The organism is Microcoleus sp. M2_D5, assembly GCF_036701935.1.
GTDB lineage: Bacteria > Cyanobacteriota > Cyanobacteriia > Cyanobacteriales > Microcoleaceae > Microcoleus.
In genome coordinates, this window is the sequence record NZ_JAUBRP010000007.1 from 44,023 (window position 1) to 64,840 (window position 20,818).

The 20,818-nt window shown below is 47.9% G+C and carries 10 protein-coding genes; 6 read left to right on the top strand and 4 right to left on the bottom strand.

All coding sequences use genetic code 11. The features are described from left to right. Positions 1-17: 17 nt before the first annotated feature. Positions 18-905: an FtsQ-type POTRA domain-containing protein gene (locus QUA50_RS05060; protein ID WP_333266784.1), complete on the bottom strand. Its 888-nt coding sequence runs from the start codon at positions 903-905 to the stop codon at positions 18-20. Positions 906-1,242: 337 nt separating this feature from the next. On the opposite strand from QUA50_RS05060, the gene QUA50_RS05065 reads away from it, so the two are divergent. The 4 genes from QUA50_RS05065 to QUA50_RS05080 all read left to right on the top strand — a co-directional run bounded on the left by QUA50_RS05065 (position 1,243) and on the right by QUA50_RS05080 (position 10,704). Then, positions 1,243-2,574, top strand: a complete 1,332-nt coding sequence (locus QUA50_RS05065; protein ID WP_333266786.1) for a P-loop NTPase fold protein — start codon at positions 1,243-1,245, stop codon at positions 2,572-2,574. Between the two features lie 684 nt (positions 2,575-3,258). Then, positions 3,259-8,733, top strand: coding sequence for a WD40 domain-containing protein (locus QUA50_RS05070; protein ID WP_333266788.1), 5,475 nt, complete (start codon positions 3,259-3,261; stop codon positions 8,731-8,733). Positions 8,734-9,048: 315 nt separating this feature from the next. Beyond that, entirely contained in the window at positions 9,049-9,852 is an 804-nt protein-coding gene (locus tag QUA50_RS05075) for a TPM domain-containing protein (RefSeq protein ID WP_333266790.1), read from the top strand. A gap of 228 nt (positions 9,853-10,080) precedes the next feature. Next, complete coding sequence (locus QUA50_RS05080; RefSeq protein WP_333058319.1) at positions 10,081-10,704, top strand: precorrin-8X methylmutase; 624 nt, start codon at positions 10,081-10,083, stop codon at positions 10,702-10,704. A gap of 295 nt (positions 10,705-10,999) precedes the next feature. Here QUA50_RS05080 and QUA50_RS05085 read toward each other — a convergent pair whose 3' ends face one another. Both QUA50_RS05085 and dapB read right to left on the bottom strand, forming a co-directional pair. Beyond that, a complete protein-coding gene (locus tag QUA50_RS05085) occupies positions 11,000-11,710 on the bottom strand; it encodes a phosphate ABC transporter permease (protein WP_333266792.1) in 711 nt (236 codons plus the stop codon). 291 nt (positions 11,711-12,001) lie between these two features. Further along, positions 12,002-12,829 carry a 4-hydroxy-tetrahydrodipicolinate reductase gene (dapB, locus tag QUA50_RS05090; RefSeq protein WP_333266811.1) on the bottom strand — a complete coding sequence of 276 codons (828 nt, stop codon included), beginning with the start codon at positions 12,827-12,829 and terminating at the stop codon, positions 12,002-12,004. A 303-nt stretch (positions 12,830-13,132) separates the two neighbouring features. Here dapB and QUA50_RS05095 point away from each other — a divergent pair, with 303 nt between their 5' ends. After that, positions 13,133-15,655, top strand: a complete 2,523-nt coding sequence (locus tag QUA50_RS05095; protein WP_333266793.1) for an EAL domain-containing protein — start codon at positions 13,133-13,135, stop codon at positions 15,653-15,655. Between the two features lie 828 nt (positions 15,656-16,483). On the opposite strand, the gene QUA50_RS05100 is transcribed toward QUA50_RS05095, so the two are convergent. Then, complete coding sequence (locus QUA50_RS05100; RefSeq protein WP_333266795.1) at positions 16,484-18,379, bottom strand: pseudouridine synthase; 1,896 nt, start codon at positions 18,377-18,379, stop codon at positions 16,484-16,486. Positions 18,380-18,831: 452 nt separating this feature from the next. Here QUA50_RS05100 and QUA50_RS05105 point away from each other — a divergent pair, with 452 nt between their 5' ends. Further along, positions 18,832-20,514 (top strand): tetratricopeptide repeat protein, encoded by a 1,683-nt coding sequence (locus QUA50_RS05105; protein ID WP_333266797.1) that lies wholly within the window; start codon positions 18,832-18,834, stop codon positions 20,512-20,514. Positions 20,515-20,818 lie beyond the last annotated feature (304 nt).

The following is a 20,818-nucleotide window of genomic DNA, read 5'->3' on the forward strand; positions in this document are numbered from 1 at the left end:
TAGATAAGTTTAGCAAACTATTTAGCAATTAAGTCCGACTCCAAACTGCCGGGGAGTTGTGGCAAATGGACGATCGGCGAAGCAGGATTTTTTAAGTCAATGTAGGCTATGAGGCTTGAATCTATCTGTTTTGGCAATTGTCGCATTCGGTCTAAAACCTTAAGTTGCTCCGCAGTCTTGGAACTGTACGGCCCTAAGTGTACGGTACCGATTTCTGTTTTCAATATCAAGTTGTTCGGGTTTTGCCAATTAATCTCAAATACTTTCACCGTCAAGCCGCTGAGTCCTTGGTAAAACTTCGGCCAAGACGCGCGATACTGTTCCAAAGGCCCGATGACTTTTAAAGTTGGCAAAGAACGCTGAGGCGGAGGTCCCGCAATGCTGCCGGGCCCGATCGAACTATTGTGCGATCGTACAGCAGTATAACTATCCGACGGCATCCAACCTCCGCGAGCGTCCAGCCACCCCACTTTTTCCTTGTCACTGTTCGATCTCAACACCGCCGTCGGCTGCGCCACCGCCACGGGCAAGCGTTCTGCCACTTCTATAGTCAAACTCGGTGGAAACAAGTTACGAGTCACCTTCGCTTTGGCGATCGGCCCGGTGGACTCCAGCTTTTGGGCCAGGGCCTGCGGTTGAATCCCCCACAGCGACTGCGGGTAAGACAGCGGCACTAAAGACCGCACCGCCTTATCCGATAGCCACTGATTGCCCTCCACCTTCACTTGTTCCGATCGGGCAATCAACCAAGCCGGCTGAGCAATCCACCACAACAAACCTCCAGCCATTGCGCTTGCTGCCAGCATTTGCCACACCACAGCCGCCAATCGAGCGCGACGGATCTGCCGCAACTTTTGGCGCCTGCGCCCTAACTCTGTTTGAGAAACCGCTCCAAAACTAGCCATCTACCTCTTGACAATATAGTAATTAACGATTAGCACAAATTCAAAACTGTTTAATCTTTCTCTCTCGAACCCTGTTTTCCCCTACCATTTAACCAGATATCCGCAAATTTACCCATCCTCCGGGCAATATCAGTAATATCACTGATCCCGCTAAGTAATAAAAAATTATTAATTAAAAATTCCCAATTCCAGCGCCGGGAAAACCCCTTACCAGCTCAAGGTTCTTTGGGTATTTAGGGCATTACCCCACAGGGCAAAAGGTTACAAATCAAACTAAACTCAAGTAAAGAAAGTTTAGACTTTCGATTAACTTTTTAACTTTTATTCGGCTTCAATTGTGATCGCACTCGAATTAGACAGATTCTATAAAGCCTGCAACCCCAGCAAGACCCTTGTTGCGGGAGACCCAGGGGATTATCAATACTACATTGATTTTGGTTCCGTGCGTGGCGGCAAAATCATTGAATCTTTACAGCGAACCATTACCCGCATCTCCCCCAATGAGCCAACCTGTCAGCTATTTACAGGGCATATCGGGTGTGGCAAATCTACGGAATTGTTTCGACTAAAAGCTGAGTTAGAGCAAGAGGGTTTTTGCGTCGTCTACTTCGAGTCTTCCCAAGACTTAGACATGGGGGATGTAGATATCAGCGATATTTTGCTGAGCATTGCCCGCCAAGTTAGCGAAACTATGGAATCGGCTAAAATTAAACTCAGACCGAGCTATTTTACCAATCTGTTTGCAGAAGTGGCAGAATTTTTGCAGACTCCCATAGATTTGTCAGCGGAAGCCGAGTTATCTGTAGGCATTGCTAGAGTGACTGCTAAAACTAAAGACTCTCCCAAACTGCGATCGCAACTCAGGCAATATCTCGAACCCCGCACCAACAGCATCTTGCAGTCGATCAACGAAGAACTCCTCAACAAAGCTAACGCCGAACTCAAGCAGCAAGGTAAAAAAGGGCTCGCAGTCATCGTTGACAACCTCGATCGCCTCGACGCCTCCCTCAAACCCAGCGGACGCACACAGCCAGAATACCTGTTTTTAGACCGGGGCGAACAGTTGAAAAAACTTAATTGCCATGTTGTCTACACGATTCCCTTGACTTTGATTTTTTCCAACGACTTCGGCCGCCTCGCCAGTCGATTTGGAGTCAAGCCCAAGGTGATGCCCATGGTACCAGTGCAAGTGCGATCGGGCGAAGACCACAAGGAGGGAATGGCACTGCTGCGGCAGCTAGTATTAGCTAGAGCTTTCCCCGCAGTTGCTCCCGATCGACGCATTGATTTGATTTCCCAGGTGTTTGACTCTCCCGAAACTTTAGACCGCCTTTGTCGGATTAGTGGCGGTCACGTTCGCAACCTACTGATGCTTTTGTATAGCTGTTTGCAGCACGAAGACCCTCCCTTCTCTGGCGAATGCCTCGAAAGCGTCATTCAAGAATATCGCGATGACCTTTTGGGAGCCATCAATGACATGGAATGGGAATTACTGTTTCAAGTTGTCAACCGACAAAGTGTAACAGGCGAAGAAGAGTCTCAAATCTTGTTGCGAAGTATGTTTGTCTTTGAATACCGCGATCGAGAAGGTCGTTGGTTTGGGATTAATCCAGCCCTAGCAGAAACCAGAAAATATAAGGAGTGGCTGCAGCGCAGTGAGCCAAAATAGTTGGGATTTTTGAGATAGCTTCGTGACTCTAAGAACCCTTAACTACGAGGGATTTAGAAAGAATTCAACTGAAAATTCATCGCTCACAACTCCGAAATTTTACCATCCAATACAGAAAGCAGTCAGCGGTTTTTTCCCCTGGCTAATTTCTGTTGAATGCTGGCTATAGGCGGTGAATTTTATTGTCGTGTAAAACGTTGCCACCGCTAAGGACTTTGCCCACTCTCAAATATCATATCTGCAATGTCAGACCCCCTATGTCTGTTTTTACCTGTTGCTCTTAATTTCACATAATCCCATACCGGAGAACATTTTTTTTTGCTGTTATGCTAAATGCCTGCTACAGATATATCGAAGTTGTTTACTAATAGCTAGCCCTCGGTACGAGCGTGAACTAAGCAGTTGGCTATTTACGATCTGTAGTCCTTTATATATAGCTGAATCAAAAAATCTAAGATAACCTTAAATTTTTATTCGCAACTCTAGCATTCTCGGAGATAGAGAGGTATGATATCTTTACATTGGATCTAATAAATATGGTAAGTATTGATAGAACAAGTAGGAAAAACTACGTATTTATACAGAGATAAAGCGTCAGACAGAGACGGCGCTGTCTAAGTAGATACGCTTTCAGTCACGATTGGCGAGCGTTAGGTAATTGATTAATGCAAAAGAGGTGCACGCATGACCGATCTAATTAAGGTACAAGAAACTGCCAACTACAACGAGCGCTCGCTCAAAACTCTGGTCAGGTCAATCACAATGTCTCAACACCAATTCTCGCTAATTTTGGTGCGCTGCAACTACGAGCAGTTGCGGCAGGGCTGGGCGCAGCGGCTGCGAGAAGTGTCCCCAGTTCCAATTCAAGATATCGTCCTGCCACCTTCAGTCAAAACCCTCTACACTACTCTGCTCTCAAGCACTTTCCAGGAGGGGTACTCGCCTGTCGGTGTCGCCTCGGCTTTGATGGTATTCGGTTTAGAAACAGTAGTAGCGATCGACGAACTGATGGCTTCTACCAATCAAGTGCGAGACGAATTTCGCAAAAATTTTTCCTGCCCGGTGATTTTGTGGGTAACAGATGACATCGTAACCAAAATGATTCGTCTGGCCCCGGATTTCAAAAGTTGGGCCGCCGCCACAATAAAATTTGAAATGGGCGTTGACGAATTAATTAATTTCCTCGCTAGGCGGGCAGATACTATATTTAAAATAGGCGAACTCAATCAAGAACTCGCCAGCAGCAACGCCAGCACGATCGCTAATTGTGAAACTTGCGAAACCCCGTGCGAAAAACGCGGCCGGGAGCACGAAATCAGCCCTGGAGAACGCTTTCTAACTTTTAACTCAGGGCCCCAAAACCGACGACAATCAGATGTCCACTCGTACTCGCCGTTGAGTCCCGGCAATACCTTCGATTTGGCGATCGGCTCTTTGCCACGCCGAGAACTAGAATTAGCTTTAAGAGATTTACAAAATCGCGGTGAAGAATTAGAACCCGCCCTCAAAGCCAGCCTGCAATTCGTTCTCGGTCGAGATTACTATGTCAGCGACCAAACCGAAACTGCCTTAATTCACTACCAAGAAAGTTTAGTCTTTTGGCAGCAGAAAACGGGCCGCTGGGAACTGGAAAACTTGGAACATTCCGAAAACCCAGAAACCTTCTCCTCCTTGTCAAATCCTGTCCCCAAAATTTTATTTTTAGAGAGAGAAGGCATAGTGCTGTTTCACATAGCCCTGTGTCACCGCTTGCAAGCAGCCAGAAACCCGGTAGCCAACCGCCACCACTGGGAACAAGCTAGGATTAGCCTGGAACAATCTAGAAACGCTTTCTCCCTTGCCTCACGCCCGGAATTGGTAGCTGAGGTGACAGCACACCTCGGAGAAGTGCTGCAGCGCCTGAAAGCTTGGGGAGAGTTGCAAGCATTAGCGGAAAATTCTTTGCAGTTGCACTTCACTTACGGTACTCCCAGCCAACTAGCTCAAGATTACGGCTTTTTGGCTGAAGTTGCCCTGCAACAGTCGAGGTGGAGTCAAGCCCGCCAGCTAGCCGAGTTGGCTTTGGCGATTTTGGATCAAACGCCTCATGATTTGAGATTGCTGATTGAAGATTTGAGATTGGGGTTTGAGGGAAATTATCCAGAATTTGTGGGCCCTAACGAGTTAAGTAACGAACCCAAATCTAAAATCCAACATCCCAAATCCGACAGGAGTTCGTATCTTTTACTTTTAGCCAGAAGTTTGCGGCAGTTAGGGCAGTGGGAAGCGGCGGTTCATTCTTTGGAGTTGGCTCAATCTCAAAGCGAGCCGAAGTACGACCCCCGACTTTACATCGATATTTTGACGGAATTGCAAGCGGTTTATTTCGAGCAGGGAGAGTATCTCAAAGCTTTTCGGATAAAAAAAACCCAACGTTCGATCGAATATCAATACGGATTTAGAGCTTTTATCGGAGCCAGCCAATTACAGCAGCAGCGCCAAGCCGTCAATCCTTCGGGGCCTTCAGCTCAAAACCAAGCTGCCATTGCAGCGTCCATGACAGCCTACTCCCGCCAGAAAGATATCAATCGCTTGCTAGAAAGAATTAGCAGAGACGATCATAAATTAACTATTATTCACGGGCCCAGCGGAGTTGGGAAAAGTTCTCTAGTCAATGCCGGCTTAGTACCAGCTTTGAAAAATATTACTCCGGGCGCGCGCGATACCTTGCCCGTAGTAGTCAAGGTTTACACCGACTGGCTGGTGGAGTTAGAAAATGCTTTGAACAGCGCGCTGTACGACAAACAAGCCGAAGAGGAAAGGAAATTAATCTCGAAAGGAGTACAGGAAATCAATAAAAAAAGTTGCTCGGTTATTCCTGCTCGCAGCTCGGAAGTCTCTTCTTTTATTATAGAACAGTTGCGCGAAAATGCCACAAATAATTTGTTAACGGTGCTGATTTTCGATCAATTTGAAGAGTTTTTCTTTGTTTCGACCTCAGTGGCACAAAGACAACTTTTTTATAATTTTTTGCGTTTGTTTTTGAACTTGCCTTATGTCAAGATAATTCTGTGCTTGCGCGAAGATTATTTGCACTACTTACTAGATTGCGATCGCTTCCCAAATCTTGACGCTATTAACAATAATATTCTCGACAAAAGTATCCGCTACCAACTGCGGAGTTTTTCTATCAAAGACGCGCGGGCTGTCATCGGACACTTAACTGAACGGGCGGAATTTTATTTAGAGCCTGCACTGATCGATGCCTTCGTAGAAGATTTAGCAGACGAACTGCAAGAAGTGCGACCGATCGAATTGCAGGTAGTAGGAGCGCAACTGCAAGAAGAAGGTATTATCAGTCTAGCACAATACCAGCAATTGGGGGACAATCCCAAAGCGGAATTAGTGAAACGATCGCTCGAAAGAGTCATCTCTGACTGCGGGCCCGTTAACGAAGAAGCAGCTTGGAAAATCTTGTTTTCCCTGACAGATGAAAGAGGCGTTAGACTGATAAAAACCAAACACGAACTCTCGTTAGTTACAGGCACGCAGCCAGCCGATGCCCGCGAAACCGAATTATCGGCGATCGGCAGAAACCGAATTTCCCTACCGCGACAGTTCGCTGCATACCCTGAAAGCCGACCCAAGAAAACCGACAACCTGGACTTAATTTTAGACATTTTGGTTGGTCACGGTTTGCTATTTTTGCTACGGGAAGCGCCCGAAGACCGCTATCAATTGGTACACGACTATTTAGTGCGACCGATTCGCCAAAGATTCGGCTTAGAAGCGAGACTCCACAAAGCAGAAGCAGACAAAAAAATGAGTCAAGCACAGCTCTACCGAGCCAATACTTTTCTCAAACAACTGCTGGGAGTAGCAGTGATTGGGGTCATGCTGCTCACCAGTTCCACCATCGCAGCCGTAAATTTTTGGTGGCGGGCTGTGGGTCAAAAACAGCTAGCTGTCGCTCAAACTCAGAGAGCCGAAATCAGTACCCTGACAGCAGCTTCGGAAGCACTTTATTTCTCAAACAACAAATTTGACGCCATGATGGAAAGTTTGAGAGCTGGTAAAAAGTGGAAACAGATCGAACACTCCCAACAAATGTATACTCTCAAAGACACCGAAATCTTGATTTCTGCAGCCCTCCAGCAGGCCGTTTATGGAGTCAAAGAACGCAACCGCTTGGAGGGACACGGCGATGTAGTTTGGGGTCTTAGCTTCAGTCCAGACGGCGAAACCATAGCTTCCTCCAGTGTAGATAAAACCGTCAAACTTTGGCGGCGCGACGGCAGTTTGCTGGCAACTTTCAAAGACCACACTAACAGTGTCTCCTGTGTCGCGTTCAGTCCCGACAACAAAACCATAGCGTCGGCAAGTTTAGATAAAACTGTAAAAATTTGGCAAACAGACGGCAGTTTGCTGGCAACTTTCAAAGGACATACTAATAGCGTTACCAGCGTGGCTTTTAGTTCTGACGGTCAAACGATCGCCAGTGGCTCTACAGACAAAACTATCAAACTTTGGAAAACCGACGGCACGCTGCTGCGAACGATCGAACAATTTGCTCCCGTAAATTGGCTAAGCTTCAGCCGCGACGGCAAAATAATCGCTGTGGCGAGCGATGACGGTAGTGTGAAACTGTGGAGTTCTGACGGTAAGTTAATCGCTAATTTATGGCACAGCGAAAACAGACAACCCTCGAAAATTTACACCGTCAGTTTCTCCCCCGATGGTGAAACGATCGCCAGTGCGGGTGAAGATAAAACGGTGAAAATCTGGAGCATCGCTGCACTCAAACACCCACCAACAGAAAATTCAACACCAGCAAAAAAAGGTGAACTGTTAACAACTTTGCGGGGACACACCAAGTGGGTATTTGGTGTCAGTTTCTCCCCCGACGGTCAAACACTTGCTTCTGGAGGTGCAGACGGGACTGTCAAACTCTGGAGTCTTGCTGGTGTTGGCGACAAACGCCCAACCGATGCTAGCAACATTAAACCAGAGAGTCGCTTGCTGAGAACTTTTGAGGGACACGCCGATCGAGTTACTCAGGTGAGTTTTAGCCCGGAAGGCAAAACCTTGGCTTCGGCAAGTTTTGACAAAACTATCCGGCTGTGGCGACTCGACGACGTGCCGCTCAAAACCCTCGACGGACACCAAAACCGGGTGCAAGGCGTGACTTTTAGCCCCAACGGCCAAAGGCTGGCTTCTGCTTCTACGGACAACACTATCAAACTCTGGAGCCGCACGGGGGTTTTGCTGGAAACCTTGGAAGGACACACTCAGAGAGTCGCCAGCGTCAGTTTCAGCCCCGACGGCCAGCTACTTGCTTCTGGGAGTTACGACAAAACGGTGAAAGTCTGGAGTTTGACAGAAGATGGCATGAATAATATTCTCCCTTGTCCTTCGGCTCCCCTATTCCCGTGTTCGCCTTCTGTGCTGTTGACTCTCGACGGCCACGCCGACAGCGTGATGAGCGTGAGTTTTAGCCCCGACAGCGAGATTCTGGCAACGGCTAGCAAGGATAAGAGTGTGAAACTCTGGACTAGAAACGGCAGGCTGATTAAGACTTTGACGGGGCACACAGGCTGGGTGACTGGGGTGACTTTCAGTCCCGACGGAGAAATGCTGGCTTCTGCAAGCGATGACGGTACTGTAAAACTCTGGAATCGGGACGGTCGTTTGCTGAGAACTTTTGAAGGGGCTCACAACAGTTTTGTGTTGGGGGTTGCTTTTAGCCCTGACGGCAAAATGCTGGCTTCGGCGGGTTACGACAATTCGGTGAAATTGTGGAAGGTGGACGGGACTTTGGTGGCGACGCTGCTGAAGGGTTCTAGCGACAGCGTGACTAGCGTTGCTTTTAGCCCCGATGGTTTGTTGGTTGCTTCGGGCAGTTACGATCATAAGGTGAAGCTTTGGAGCCGCAGCGGGACTTTGCTGAAAACTTTGACGGGTCACAAAGATAGCGTGATGAGTGTGAGTTTTAGCCCGGATGGGAAGGTTCTGGCTTCTGCTGGCCGGGATAATCGGGTGATTTTGTGGAATTTGGATCTTGACGATTTGCTGGTGAGGGGCTGTGACTGGGTGGGGGATTATCTGAGAACTAATCCTAATGTGAGCGATCGCGATCGGCGTCTCTGTGAGGGGGTTGGGACAAAACCAAATCGATTTTAGATTTTAGATTTTAGATTTTCGATTGGGGAATTGAGTGGATTTTCGATTTTAGATTTTAGATTTTCGATTGGGGAATTGAGTGGATTTTCGATTTTACTCACCCGCTTGAGGAGCTCGATCGCTAATTTCTCCCCCCTTCCCCCTCTCTCCCTCCCCCCTTCTCCCCCTCCCCCTTTCTCAAAAACTATTTTTTCCTTCCCCTTGCTCTCGGCTTCCTGTAAAGTAAATAATTGTAAAGAAATATGAGTTTTCTCTTATCCTCTGGTTAAGACCGCCAGCTAGCATTCACAATTAAGACCCCGATTAGAATTTCCTATGTCACAGCTTTTCCCGCGAAAATTTCTAGCCTCTGTTGCCGCATTTTTTCTGGCTTTGTCGGTGTGGACGATCGCACCTGCGGCCCACGCTTTCAACAATCCCGATTTGTTGCCCTCAACTCAGACGCCGATCATTGATTTAGCTAAAGCCCTCACGGATATTGAAGAACAAAGTTTGGCAAAAAATTTAAAGGCATTTGAAGCCGAAACCGGCTGGAAACTGCGAGTGCTGACTCAGTACGATCGCACCCCCGGTTTGGCTGTCAAAAGCTATTGGGGGCTAGATGACAAGAGTGTGTTATTAGTTGCTGACCCGCGAGGGGGCAATTTGCTCAATTTTAATGTGGGCGACTCGCTGTATCCGCTGCTGCCGCGCACTTTTTGGGTGGAACTGCAAACCCGCTACGGCAATCAATTTTTTGTGCGGGACAATGGGGAAGATCGAGCGATTATTGAATCTTTGGAGTCCATAGAAGGCTGTTTGCGTCAGGGCGGATGCCGCGTGGTTCCCGGTTTGCCGAGGGAACAGTGGGTTCTAACCTTAATTACGTCGGTGGTTGGCGGCGTCATCTGCGGGTTTGCGGCTCAGCCTCGGAAGCCGGGACAGGTTGTGGCTTGGCAGTGGGCGCTGATTTTTTCGCCGCTGTGGGGCATTCTGTTTTTTGCTTTCGGACTGGGGCCCGTGGTGACTCGGACTTCTGACTGGTTGCCTGTGGTTCGGAATGTGTCCGGTTTTGCGATCGGAGTTTTGGTGGCATTCCTGACTCCGGTGTTGGGCAAATCTTCTTCGTCGGAAACTTAGGAATGAGAATTAAATAAAATCCACTTTTCATGTTTGTTGTGGGATGGGCGTCCCGCCCGTCCTTTCTGGGCGGGCGTCCCGCCCGTCCCACAAGAAAAAAGGGAAATTATTTAATTGACGATCCTTAGTTGTCAGTTGGCAGTCAACAGTCAACAATCAACAATCAACTAATGACTAAAAGCTGGTAAGCTGATACCTGACAACTCACAGGCAACAGCTATCCAACAAATGGAATGGCACGTAAGCGATGCCCAGAGTCTGGGATTAATCGATAACGAAATTGGCGACCACGGTTTTTCAGCGGCGGAGTACGAAATAGTCCGCCGCGTGATTTATGCTACTGCTGATTTTGAGTACAAGTCTTTAATTAGTTTTTCCGATCAGGCTTTGCAGGCTGGGGCGGCCGCTTTGGCTGCTCGGACTACGATCGTGGTAGATGTGCCGATGGTGCAGGTGGGCATTACGCCCTTGATCCAAAGTACCTTTGCGAATCCGGTTTACTGTTCGATGGAGGCTTTGACGCGCCCCCAAAGGGAAAGGACGCGGGCGGCTTGGGGGATTGAAACTTTGGCAAGACGCTATCCTGAAGGGATTTTTGTGGTGGGCCAGGCTCAAACTGCTTTGTCGGCGATCGTAGATTTGATTGAATCTGAGGAAATTCGGCCGGCTTTGGTAATTGGGACGCCTTCTGGGTTTGTGGGGGTGGACGTGGCTAAGTCGCGGCTGCACGATTCGATGATTCCTCACATTCGGATTGAGGGCCGCAAGGGATCTGCGGTGGTGGCTGTGGCTATTGTTAACGGGCTGGTGGATTTGGCTTGGCAAGCTTACGGCCAAGAGGGGAACAGTTGAGCCAGAAGTCAGCAGTCATTAGTCAGTAGTCAGTAGTCAGTAGTCATTCTATCTGTGAGATCGTTTCCGGTTGCATCGGAATTATTAGCCAAAATTTAGGAGACGGCAGTGCCGTTTCCCTACTATATTATTTTCGGTAGGGAAACGGCACTGCCGTCTCCTCGCTTGTCATTCCTATAATAACGGAATTGATATGAGTTCCGAGAAACCGGGTTTTTCACCTGAATTTGCGACTACAACCAAGTATCTCCCCAAAACCCGGTTTCTGCCCACGCACCCGTGCATAAGTCCCAGATTAATAATCAGCGGGCGATCGCCTTTTTACCTCTCTGCTTTGATTAGTGCGATCGCGGTCTTTTTTCCTGCCTTTTTTAATCTGCTGGCTCATTTCGACAAACAAATCTCTGCGTAAATAAGGATAGTCGCTCACCCACACGTCACGGCTGGGAATATAAATATCTGAAACTTTGGCAATTCTGCCTAAATCTTCTTGATTTGACATAATTAACATTAAAGCAGCTTGACCGGGGACAATTCCTTGGTGATCTTTCCGCAATGGAGCTCGAAGTGTAGTAGTAAATCCGGTTTTGTCACCAACTTCTAAGTTGATGCGCGGTTCTAGGTTGTCAACTATTACGAGTTGTCCTTTTTGATTGACTGTTTCTTCTTGACTTGTGACTTCATCTGTAATATATATATCCAAAACTCGTCCTTGCCAAAAACCGCAGTATTGATATTTGCGACATTCTGCATTCCGCAAACTCGCCCACAGAATAGGCCCCCACAGCCAGTACAAACCAGCTATCAATCCGGTGATTAAAACTAGCGGCGCGACATCGGAACCGGCGAAGTTGTAGACTACCAGGAGGAAAACTACGCTGACTGCAGAGATTAACATTCGCCTCAAAAAATCGGGCGGTTTTCCCCAGATATATTTGTATTGCGCTCCCGTGGCGACGGCGGGAATTAGTTCTTGAAAGGTTTCGCGGGTTAAGGGAATTAGCATAGGAAGTTTGGCAACGAGCAATGTACGGGATGAAACGGCTGTCTGTTCGGAAGCTGATTATATTAAGGCATTTAACAGATTTAACTGATTGATGTTTAAGTCACAAATCAGAAGTTATATCATGTGCGATCGAGTAACCGCGATTAAAAGGGCGGGTTTTTGAGATTGGAGATTGTTGGCTGATATTTTTCGTGAACCCGCCCCTAGCGTATTAGGGGTAATCGACCGGACATAATATTAGAAGTCAGATTAATTCCACATTACCAATGACTGATGACTAATGATTGATGACTACAAGATTTTTTCCAGGCCGTAAACGAGCGATCGCAATTCAATGACTTTGCGTACAGACAGCAAGACTCCTGGCATATAACAAGCTCGATCGCTCGTATCGTGTCGTAAAGTATAAACTTGACCTGCGCCGCCAAAAATTACCTCTTGGTGGGCAATTAAACCGGGTAAACGGATGCTGTGAATGCGAATCCCTTCATCCGCCAGTGAACCTCGAGCTCCGGCTAATTTTTCGGTTTCCTCTACTTCGGGAGGATTGAACGTTTTTCCCATTTCTGCTAACATTTGGGCAGTTTGAATTGCCGTACCGCTGGGGGCGTCGGCTTTTTGATTGTGGTGGAGCTCGATAATTTCTACGTGTTCAAAATACTGAGATGCCGTGACGGCGGCTTGTTGGAGCAAAACCATGCCGATCGAGAAATTGGGTACGATCAAACAGCCGATGCTAGCTTTATCGGCAAATTCAGCTAATTTTTGAATTTGCTCGCTGCTCAAGCCAGTAGTGCCGACTACCGGGCGAATGCCGTAAGCTATGGCCGATCGCACGTTTTCATAAACTGACGAAGGGTGCGTAAAATCTACCATCACCCCTAACTGCTTTTCCTGAGCTGCTAATACCAGCATTCCTTGCAAGTCGTCAGTCACGGGAACTTCTAACGGGCCGCATCCGGCTAATTCGCCGGCATCGGCGTGGAGGCACTCAGGAGAGCGGTCTACAGCCCCAAATAAGGTCATGTCACTAGCATGGGCGATCGCCTTAATTACTTCGCGGCCCATTTTGCCTGCAGCACCGTTAACAATCACCGGAATCGGAAGTTGATTCGCCATAATCTCAAAAATATCCTGAAAGTTCGATCGACTAAATTTTAACGCTTGTGCGAATTTGGGGAAACAAGGAATGAAAGACAGGATTTGTCGGCAAATCTTCAAAAACCAGGTTCCCATTCGAGAAATACTTTGCCTGCATCGAGTAATTAGCTTAAAGAAACTCGGTTGCGGCACAAGTTCTGAAAAAATTACATTCAATCTCATATTAAGCTCAATTCTGTAAGAACAGACTTGTGCAAAGCTAATTTGCACCGACATATTTTTTCTGTGACTGCCAAATTCTCTCGAAATCTTCGATATGTCATGTCTGTGGCAACTGGCCTCAACCTGAGTTCTCAAAACCGACGGGTGAGGATTTTGCCTGCAATGCTTGCGGGCGCGACTGTAACGCTGCTGAATATGGGAGTTCGGCAGTTGGGAGGCCTGCAAAGCTTGGAATTGGCGAGTTTTGACTCGTTAGTGCGCTTCCAGCCAGATTCCGGCCCCGATCCGCGACTGCTGGTAGTGGCCATTTCTGAGGCCGATATTCAAGCTTTGGGGAGATTTCCGATTTCCGACGGTGCGATCGCTCAAACCTTGACAAAACTGCAAAAGTATCAGCCAAAAGTCATCGGTTTGGATTTGTACCGGGATTTGCCTCAAGCGCCGGGACACCAAGAATTGCTGGCGGCGCTGAAAGCACCGAATGTGGTGGCGATCGACCAATTGAGCGATTCAGAAAGTCCGGGAGTGCCTGCGCCTCCGGGGATACCGCCCGATCGAGTTGGTTTTAACGACTTGGTGCTCGACCCTGATGGAGTGGTACGCCGCAATTTGCTCTCTGTCTCGCAACCAGAAAAGAATACTGCTTTCTCGTTTTCTGTGCAAGTGGCTTTGTTGTATCTCAAAGACAGAGTGCAGCCGGAAAATAGCCCTGTTCATCCCTATCAAATCAACTGGGGAAAGGCAGAATTTGTGCCATTAACTTCTGACAGCGGCGGCTATGCAAATATTGACACCACAGGCTACCAAATTCTGATCAAATACCGTTCTGGTAAGGAGGTGGCGCGACAAGTCAGTATCAGGCAGGTATTGAAGGGAGAAATTGAACCAAGCTGGGTTAAGGACAAGATTGTGCTGATCGGGACGACGGCACCGAGTACCAGAGATTTGTTTTTGACGCCTTACAGTCCCGCCCAGAAGCAAAGTCCGAAAATGCCGGGGGTGCTGCTGCACGCGCAAATGCTCAGCCAAATATTGAGTGCGGTTTTGGATGGACGATCGCTGTTTTGGGTGTGGCCGGAATGGGCGGAAATTTTGTGGAACGGTGCTTGGGCGATGGTTGGCGGGGTTTTGGCTTGGCGGATTCAGCATCCTGCGAGGGCGGGATTGGCTGGGGGTGTGGGATTGATGGCTTTGTTGGGGATTAGTTATGGAATTTTTACCCTGGGTGGTTGGATACCGTTAGTGTCGCCGGCTTTGGGTTTGGTGGTGACTGGTGTGGGTGTCAGTGCTTACAGGAAGCTTTACGATGCTTTTCACGATTCTCTAACGGGTTTGCCCAACCGGGATTTGTTCGTGGATTGCCTGGGGCGGGCGATCGCCAATACTAGGGGCCGCCGCAGCCATCTGTTTGCTGTGCTTTTTCTCGATTTAGACAGGTTTAAGGTGATTAATGATTCTTTGGGTCATTTGGTGGGGGATGAACTGCTGATAGCGGTGGTGCTGCGGTTGAGGGCAAGTATTGGTCGCGCGGATACTGTGGCGCGGGTGGGAGGCGATGATTTTGCGATTTTGGTGAGGAATATTGATGTTGACAGTGCTGTGGATTTGGCAGATCGAATTCACAAAGCTTTAATTGTGCCTTTTGAGTTGAAGGGGCAGGAGGTGTTTGTGACTGCAAGCATCGGGATTGCCCTGGGGGGGGAACCCGCTGCTACTGTCAGCGAACAGCCGGAACACTTGCTGCGGGATGCCCACACGGCGATGTACCGGGCGAAGGCTTTGGGAACGGGAAGGTATCAGGTGTTTAATGCTTCGATGCACGCTTTGGCGGTGGAGAGGTTGCAGTTGGAGACGGATTTGCGGATTGCCCTCAAGCGTCGGGAATTTTTGCTGCACTACCAGCCTTTTGTCTCTTTGGCAAGCGGGAGGATTATTGGGTTTGAGGCTTTGGTACGCTGGCAACACCCGCTGCGGGGTTTGATTGGGCCGATCAAGTTTATTCCGGTGGCTGAGGAAACGGGGGCAATTGTGCCGCTGGGTGAGTGGGTGTTGGAGGAGGCTTGCCGGCAGTTGCGGCTGTGGGAGGAAATGTTTGGTTTCGATCGAGCTTTGATTATGAGTGTAAATTTATCTGGGAAGCAGTTTGCTCAGCCAGATTTGGTCGATCGCCTGAAGGTGATTTTGGAAACAACGGGTTTGAGTGCCGAGAGTTTGAAGTTGGAGATTACTGAGAGTGTGGTGATGGAGGATGTGGAGTCGGCGATCGCGGTTTTGAAGCAGATGAAAGCGTTAAATGTCAAGTTGGGAATTGATGATTTTGGTACTGGTTATTCGTCGTTGAGTTATTTGAGTCGGTTTCCTACGGATACTTTGAAGGTTGATAAGTCGTTTGTGGGGCGAATGGAGATCGAAAGCGAGGGGGAGAATGTGGCGATCGTGCGGACGATTGTAGCGCTGGCTCACGCTTTGGGTATGGATGTGATTGCTGAGGGTGTGGAGACGGCGGCACAATTAACTAGGTTGAGGTCGATCGGCTGCGAATACGGTCAGGGTTATTTTTTTTCTAAGCCGTTACCCAGCGAGGCTGCGACTGCTTTGATGGCTTCCGATCCGCAGTGGTAGTTGTGGGTGATTAGTTATTAGTTATTCTACGTTAGAGCTAAAATTGAAAGTCGATCTGGTTCCCAAAGCATATCTCTAATATGTTGCGTGCTAAAATTACTGCTAGGTAAACAAACATGAATCTGAAAAAAATTGTCAGCCATCTCGTTATCGCTCATCGAAAATTAACAGAGTATCCTCTTAATTTAGATAAGCTGTTCGACATTTAAAGGACGATTGTAGGGTGCGGAGCGTACATAAGCGTTTCCCTTGTAACCGTAAGGGTTCGCGAATGGCGCACCTTACCTGGTTCGTTAGTCGTTTAAATGCTCCACAGCTTAGCGCTATCGATAGCGATAAAGCTGTAATATTTCAGCGTCGTTTAGGATTAAATCAATAAAACTATGACTTACTGTCAGCACCGGTTTCTACTAAAACTTTTGATGCTGAAGCAATTATATCAAATCCGTTAGGATCGTCAATTAAATAATTTCCCTTTTTTCTTGTGGGATGGGCGTCGGGCCCAGAAAGGACGGGCGGGACGCCCATCCCACAACAGTCATGAAAAGTGGATTTTATTTAGTTCTCATCCCTTAGCATCGGAATAGTAAATTCGAGTTCACTGTTGACGGTATAACCGGAAAGGAGATTACTTGTTATTCTACAGATATCGATCGTTGCCCGATCGCCCTTAGCTTAACCCTCTTGAGTCACTTTCGGTAGAAATTATTATCCTACTCCTATTCTAATTAAAGTAGGGTGCGTCGCCGCCAGAATTCTGATTATTTACCACTATCAATGAGCGACGCACCCTACCGCTATACTCTCGCCCGAAGTGACAAAAGAGAGTTAAAAAGGTGTTTCTGCCTGTATGTATAGCCTTTCTCCCAACTGCGGATGCTCAAACGAAAGTTCCCGCGCGTGCAAGTGTAGGCGATTCGCAGCAGCCCGACATCCGTAAAGTCGATCGCCCAAAATCGGTATCCCCAACCCTCGAACGTCCGCTGCATGAACCCTCAATTGATGCGTGCGTCCCGTCAGCGGCAAAAACTCGACGCGATCGCAATTTCCCTCCCTCGCTATTACCTGAAAGCGAGTAACACTGGGCTTTCCGCACTCCCAATTGACTTGCTGGTAAGGGCGATTTTCTGGATCGCCCCAAAGTGGAAGTTCGATCGTCCCCGCATCTATTTTTACAGTACCAGAAAGCACCGCTTCATAAACTTTGTGAACCTGCTTTTTGGCAAATTGCTGCCTGAGTTGACTGCTAGTTTCTTTGTCCCGCGCCAATAGCAAAATCCCAGATGTTTCCCAATCTAAACGATGCACGACTGTCAAATTCAAACTATCAGCCAACAAGTTACGCAAACGACTGAAAACACTATCTTGATTTTCCAGATAACGACCTGGGACTGACAGCAACCCCGAAGGTTTGTTGACTGCAATCATCCATTTGTCTTCATAGATAATCGGTAGCATTTGGGTAACGGGCAAGATGCCCGTTCCACAAGCAATAGGATGATTTGTGGGGAGTAGGGGTTGGGCATCTAGCGGGCCCTTTGCAACGGGCAAGATGCCCGTTCCACAAGCAATAGGATGATTTGTGGGGAGTAGGGGTTGGGCATCTAGCGGGCCCTTTGCAACGGGCAAGATGCCCGTTCCACAAGCAATAGGATGATTTGTGGAGAGTAGGGGTTGGGCTTCTAGCCCGATCGTCAAACCCTCATCCATATTAGTAGAAACAATCGGGTTTTGAGCCAATCCTGACAGCAAAAAACCCATCAACGGCTGACACCGATCGCCACAAGCGCCATAAAATTCTCCCTGTATCTTATCGCCCGATGGCGGCCCCCACCAAAACTCAGCCATTGCCAGCGGTTTCAGATTGTTTACTGCCGCGTAGTGAAGCAATTTTGGCGCGCAACAGTCGCCGGTGCCAGTGGGAATAGAATTAGTTGGCATCAAAGAAGAGATAGATCGCGATTTTCCCAAAAAATTCATCAGAGTATAAGCCGCGTGCATTTGAGTCTGAAGTTCGCGGGAAAGTTCTTTTCGCTGCTGTTTCAGCGCCCGCATCCGCCGATCAGCAGCTTCAATTAATTGTTTTAGCGGCTGCAATGTTTCATCCCGCTGTCGTTTCAATTGCCTGCGTTCAATTTTCTCCAAACGGCTTTCTTGATTCAGTTTTTCCAGGGCAATTTCTAGTGTTTCTCCTGCGATAGTTTGACACATTAACTGGCGTTTTTCGTCTCGCTGCTGCTTGCAATTGCGATGCCGATCGCTCACAACTTGCATTTGCACTTCAAACTCCCGAAATAAGGCTTCATACTCTTGTCGCTGCGGGAGTTGATTCAATGCAATAAGTTCCTGTTTCATCGCCTCCAATTGAGTTAAGGTGCGGGCTTCATCGAAAGCAACTCGATCGCGTCCCGGAATCGGTGGCACCCAGCCTTCAACAATGCTGCAACCCTTCAGCAGCCCGGAAAATGCTTTGAGTATCCCCTGTTCCCCCGAAGGCATCTCCACCAGTAATATGCCGTACATCTTGCCTTCGCGATCGTAGGAATCATCAGCAGCCAGGTACTGCATCAAACCCCGCGCGAGATCCTCGGACATTCGAGTGCGGGGCAGTCTCAGGATCTCGCCGCTTTGAGGACAACGGCCTTCGTACCAATAATTCGGGCGCAAGTCGATCGACTCCCGATCGCAGTCCGTGACATCTAAAAGCGCGTTAAATTCTAACATATTAAATTTGATTTGAAATCTGAATTAGGACATATCTGCTTGTATCCTGGATGCTTTCGGTCAATCGACTTTAGATTTTAGATTTTAGATTTTAGATTTTAGAATTGAAGCATTGACTTGCGCGAGATAAATACGTTCGGCAAGTTTCATCGGATACAGGTTTTTTATTTCTGGACGGATGAATCGCGTGGCGGGTATCCTAGATGCGGGAATTGTCAATCTAAAATCTAAAATCTAAAATCTAAAATAGACTGACCGTATCTTACAGGGATGTACCGAAAGTGGGAAGGGTGCATAATTTTATACCGACTATAATTAAGTAAAAATGATTGGTTGCACCCAGCCTGATATGCTAAATTTGTTTTCAAACAGCAGCGAGATTAAGAAAAGCATAAGTTAATATATAAGACCGCAAGCTTGTTATCCCACTAAATTTTTTATGTGAAAGGCGTATGCCAGACCTCTCGACTTCGGCTCCTGAAAACTCCTCAAACCCCCAACCAGCTCTGCTGCCGCCGATTTTAAGAATTTTTGCAGCATTTCCAGATTACGATCGGGGCAATAGATTGTACGCCGCAGGAAGGTACGAAGCGGCAGTCCTTTGCTACGGAAAAGCGGTTCAAATCAAGCCGGACTGGGCCAGGGCGTGGCTGAATCTGGGCAAAGCTTACAAGCAACTGCATTCCTACGCAGAAACCGTAGCCTGCGCCGATCGAGCTACAGCAATTAATCCCGAAGAATACTGGGCTTGGATGCTGCGCGGGACAGGGCTGTTGAGTTTGCAAAATCACTCAGAAGCGATCGCGGCTTTCGACACCGCAATTCAAATCAATTCAGAAAAGCACGAAGCTTGGTATCAGCGGGGCAGAGTTTTAGAGGAATTGCAGCAGTGGGATGCAGCCGCAACCTGTTACAAAAAAGCCACCCAACTTCATCCGAATTTGCCCGCCATGTGGTATCGGCAAGGCAACGTGTTGCTGCAAGCTGAGCGCTATCCTGAAGCGGTGGCCGCTTTCGAGCGCGCCCTGAAACTCGTCCCGACTAATTGGGAAGCTTGGCTGAACCGAGGTTTGGCTTTGATGAAAGCCGAACGCTACGCTGAAGCGGTAACTTCTTACGATCGCGCCATTCAACTGCAACCGCAAAATAGTCTGGCTTGGTTCAATCGGGGCATTGCTTCAGCAAAATTGCACAAATATGCAGAAGCCGTGACAGCTTACGATCGCGTACTGCAAATGCAGCCCAACGACTGCGAAGCTTGGTTTTATAAAGGAATGGCTCTCAAACACCAGTGGGCCGACGCGGCAATTGCTTGTTTCGATCGGGCAATTCAAATTAATTCTTTGTATCCCGAAGCATGGATCGGGCGGGGTCAAACACTGTCAGAATCAAGAGATTTTGAAGGGGCGATCGCAGCTTTTGACAAAGCCGTTCAAATTAATCCGAATTTTCCCGAAGCTTGGCTGGGTAGAGGCATCGCCCTGGCAGGATTGGAACGCTACAAAGAGGCAATTATCGCTTACAGTAATGCCCTACAAATTGAAGGTAACTTTCTAGAAGCTTGGAACTTGCGAGGCGAAGCTTTGGAAAAATTGCAGCAATACGAAGAAGCGATCGCCTGTTTTGATAAAGTAATCTCTCTGACTTCAGAAGCAGAAATTACATCAAAAGTAGGGTTGCAGCAAGGCGCAGCGCTGGAAAAATTGCAGCGTTACGAAGAAGCCGTCGCCGCTTACAATCGCGTAATTAAAATCGTGCCGGACAATTTTGAAGCTTGGTTGCAACGCGGCAACTCTTTGTCCAAATTGCAGCAGTACGAAGCAGCTCTAACATCATACGATCGAGCAATTACTATCTGGCCGGATAACTATCAAGGCTGGGTGCAGCGAGGTCTGATCCTAGGGGAAATGCAGAACTATTCCCAAGCACTCGTCGCTTTTGACCAAGTGATTCAACTCAAGCCAGACAACTGGGAAGCTTGGGCGCAGCGGGGCGACGTTTTGCAAAAAATGCAGCGAACTCAAGATGCCATTAGCTCTTACGGAGTCGCCCTCGAAATCAAACCAGATTACTACGAAGCTCTAGTTAGTCGAGAAGAATTGAGATTGAAAGACGCGATGTCAGGAAAGTGGTAAAGGGAAATTGACAAAAATTTTTGAGTTTTGAAATTGCTTTGTTCTTCGTAACGCTGCGCTGGGGTAAAGTTTTAACCTGAACTTCCCCTGCAAATAAGCTAATCCGCATTTAATATTATTTCCGGTAACACCGGAATGATGTTGACTTTTGACGGTTGACGGTTGACGCCGTGAACAGTGTTAATCTGTAGGGTGCGTCGCTGCGAAATATTGGTCGATAAAACTTACAGATTGACGGGTGGCGACGCACCTTACACGGGCTAGAAGATTGTGTGTACCACTTCTACATGGAATATGCTGTAAA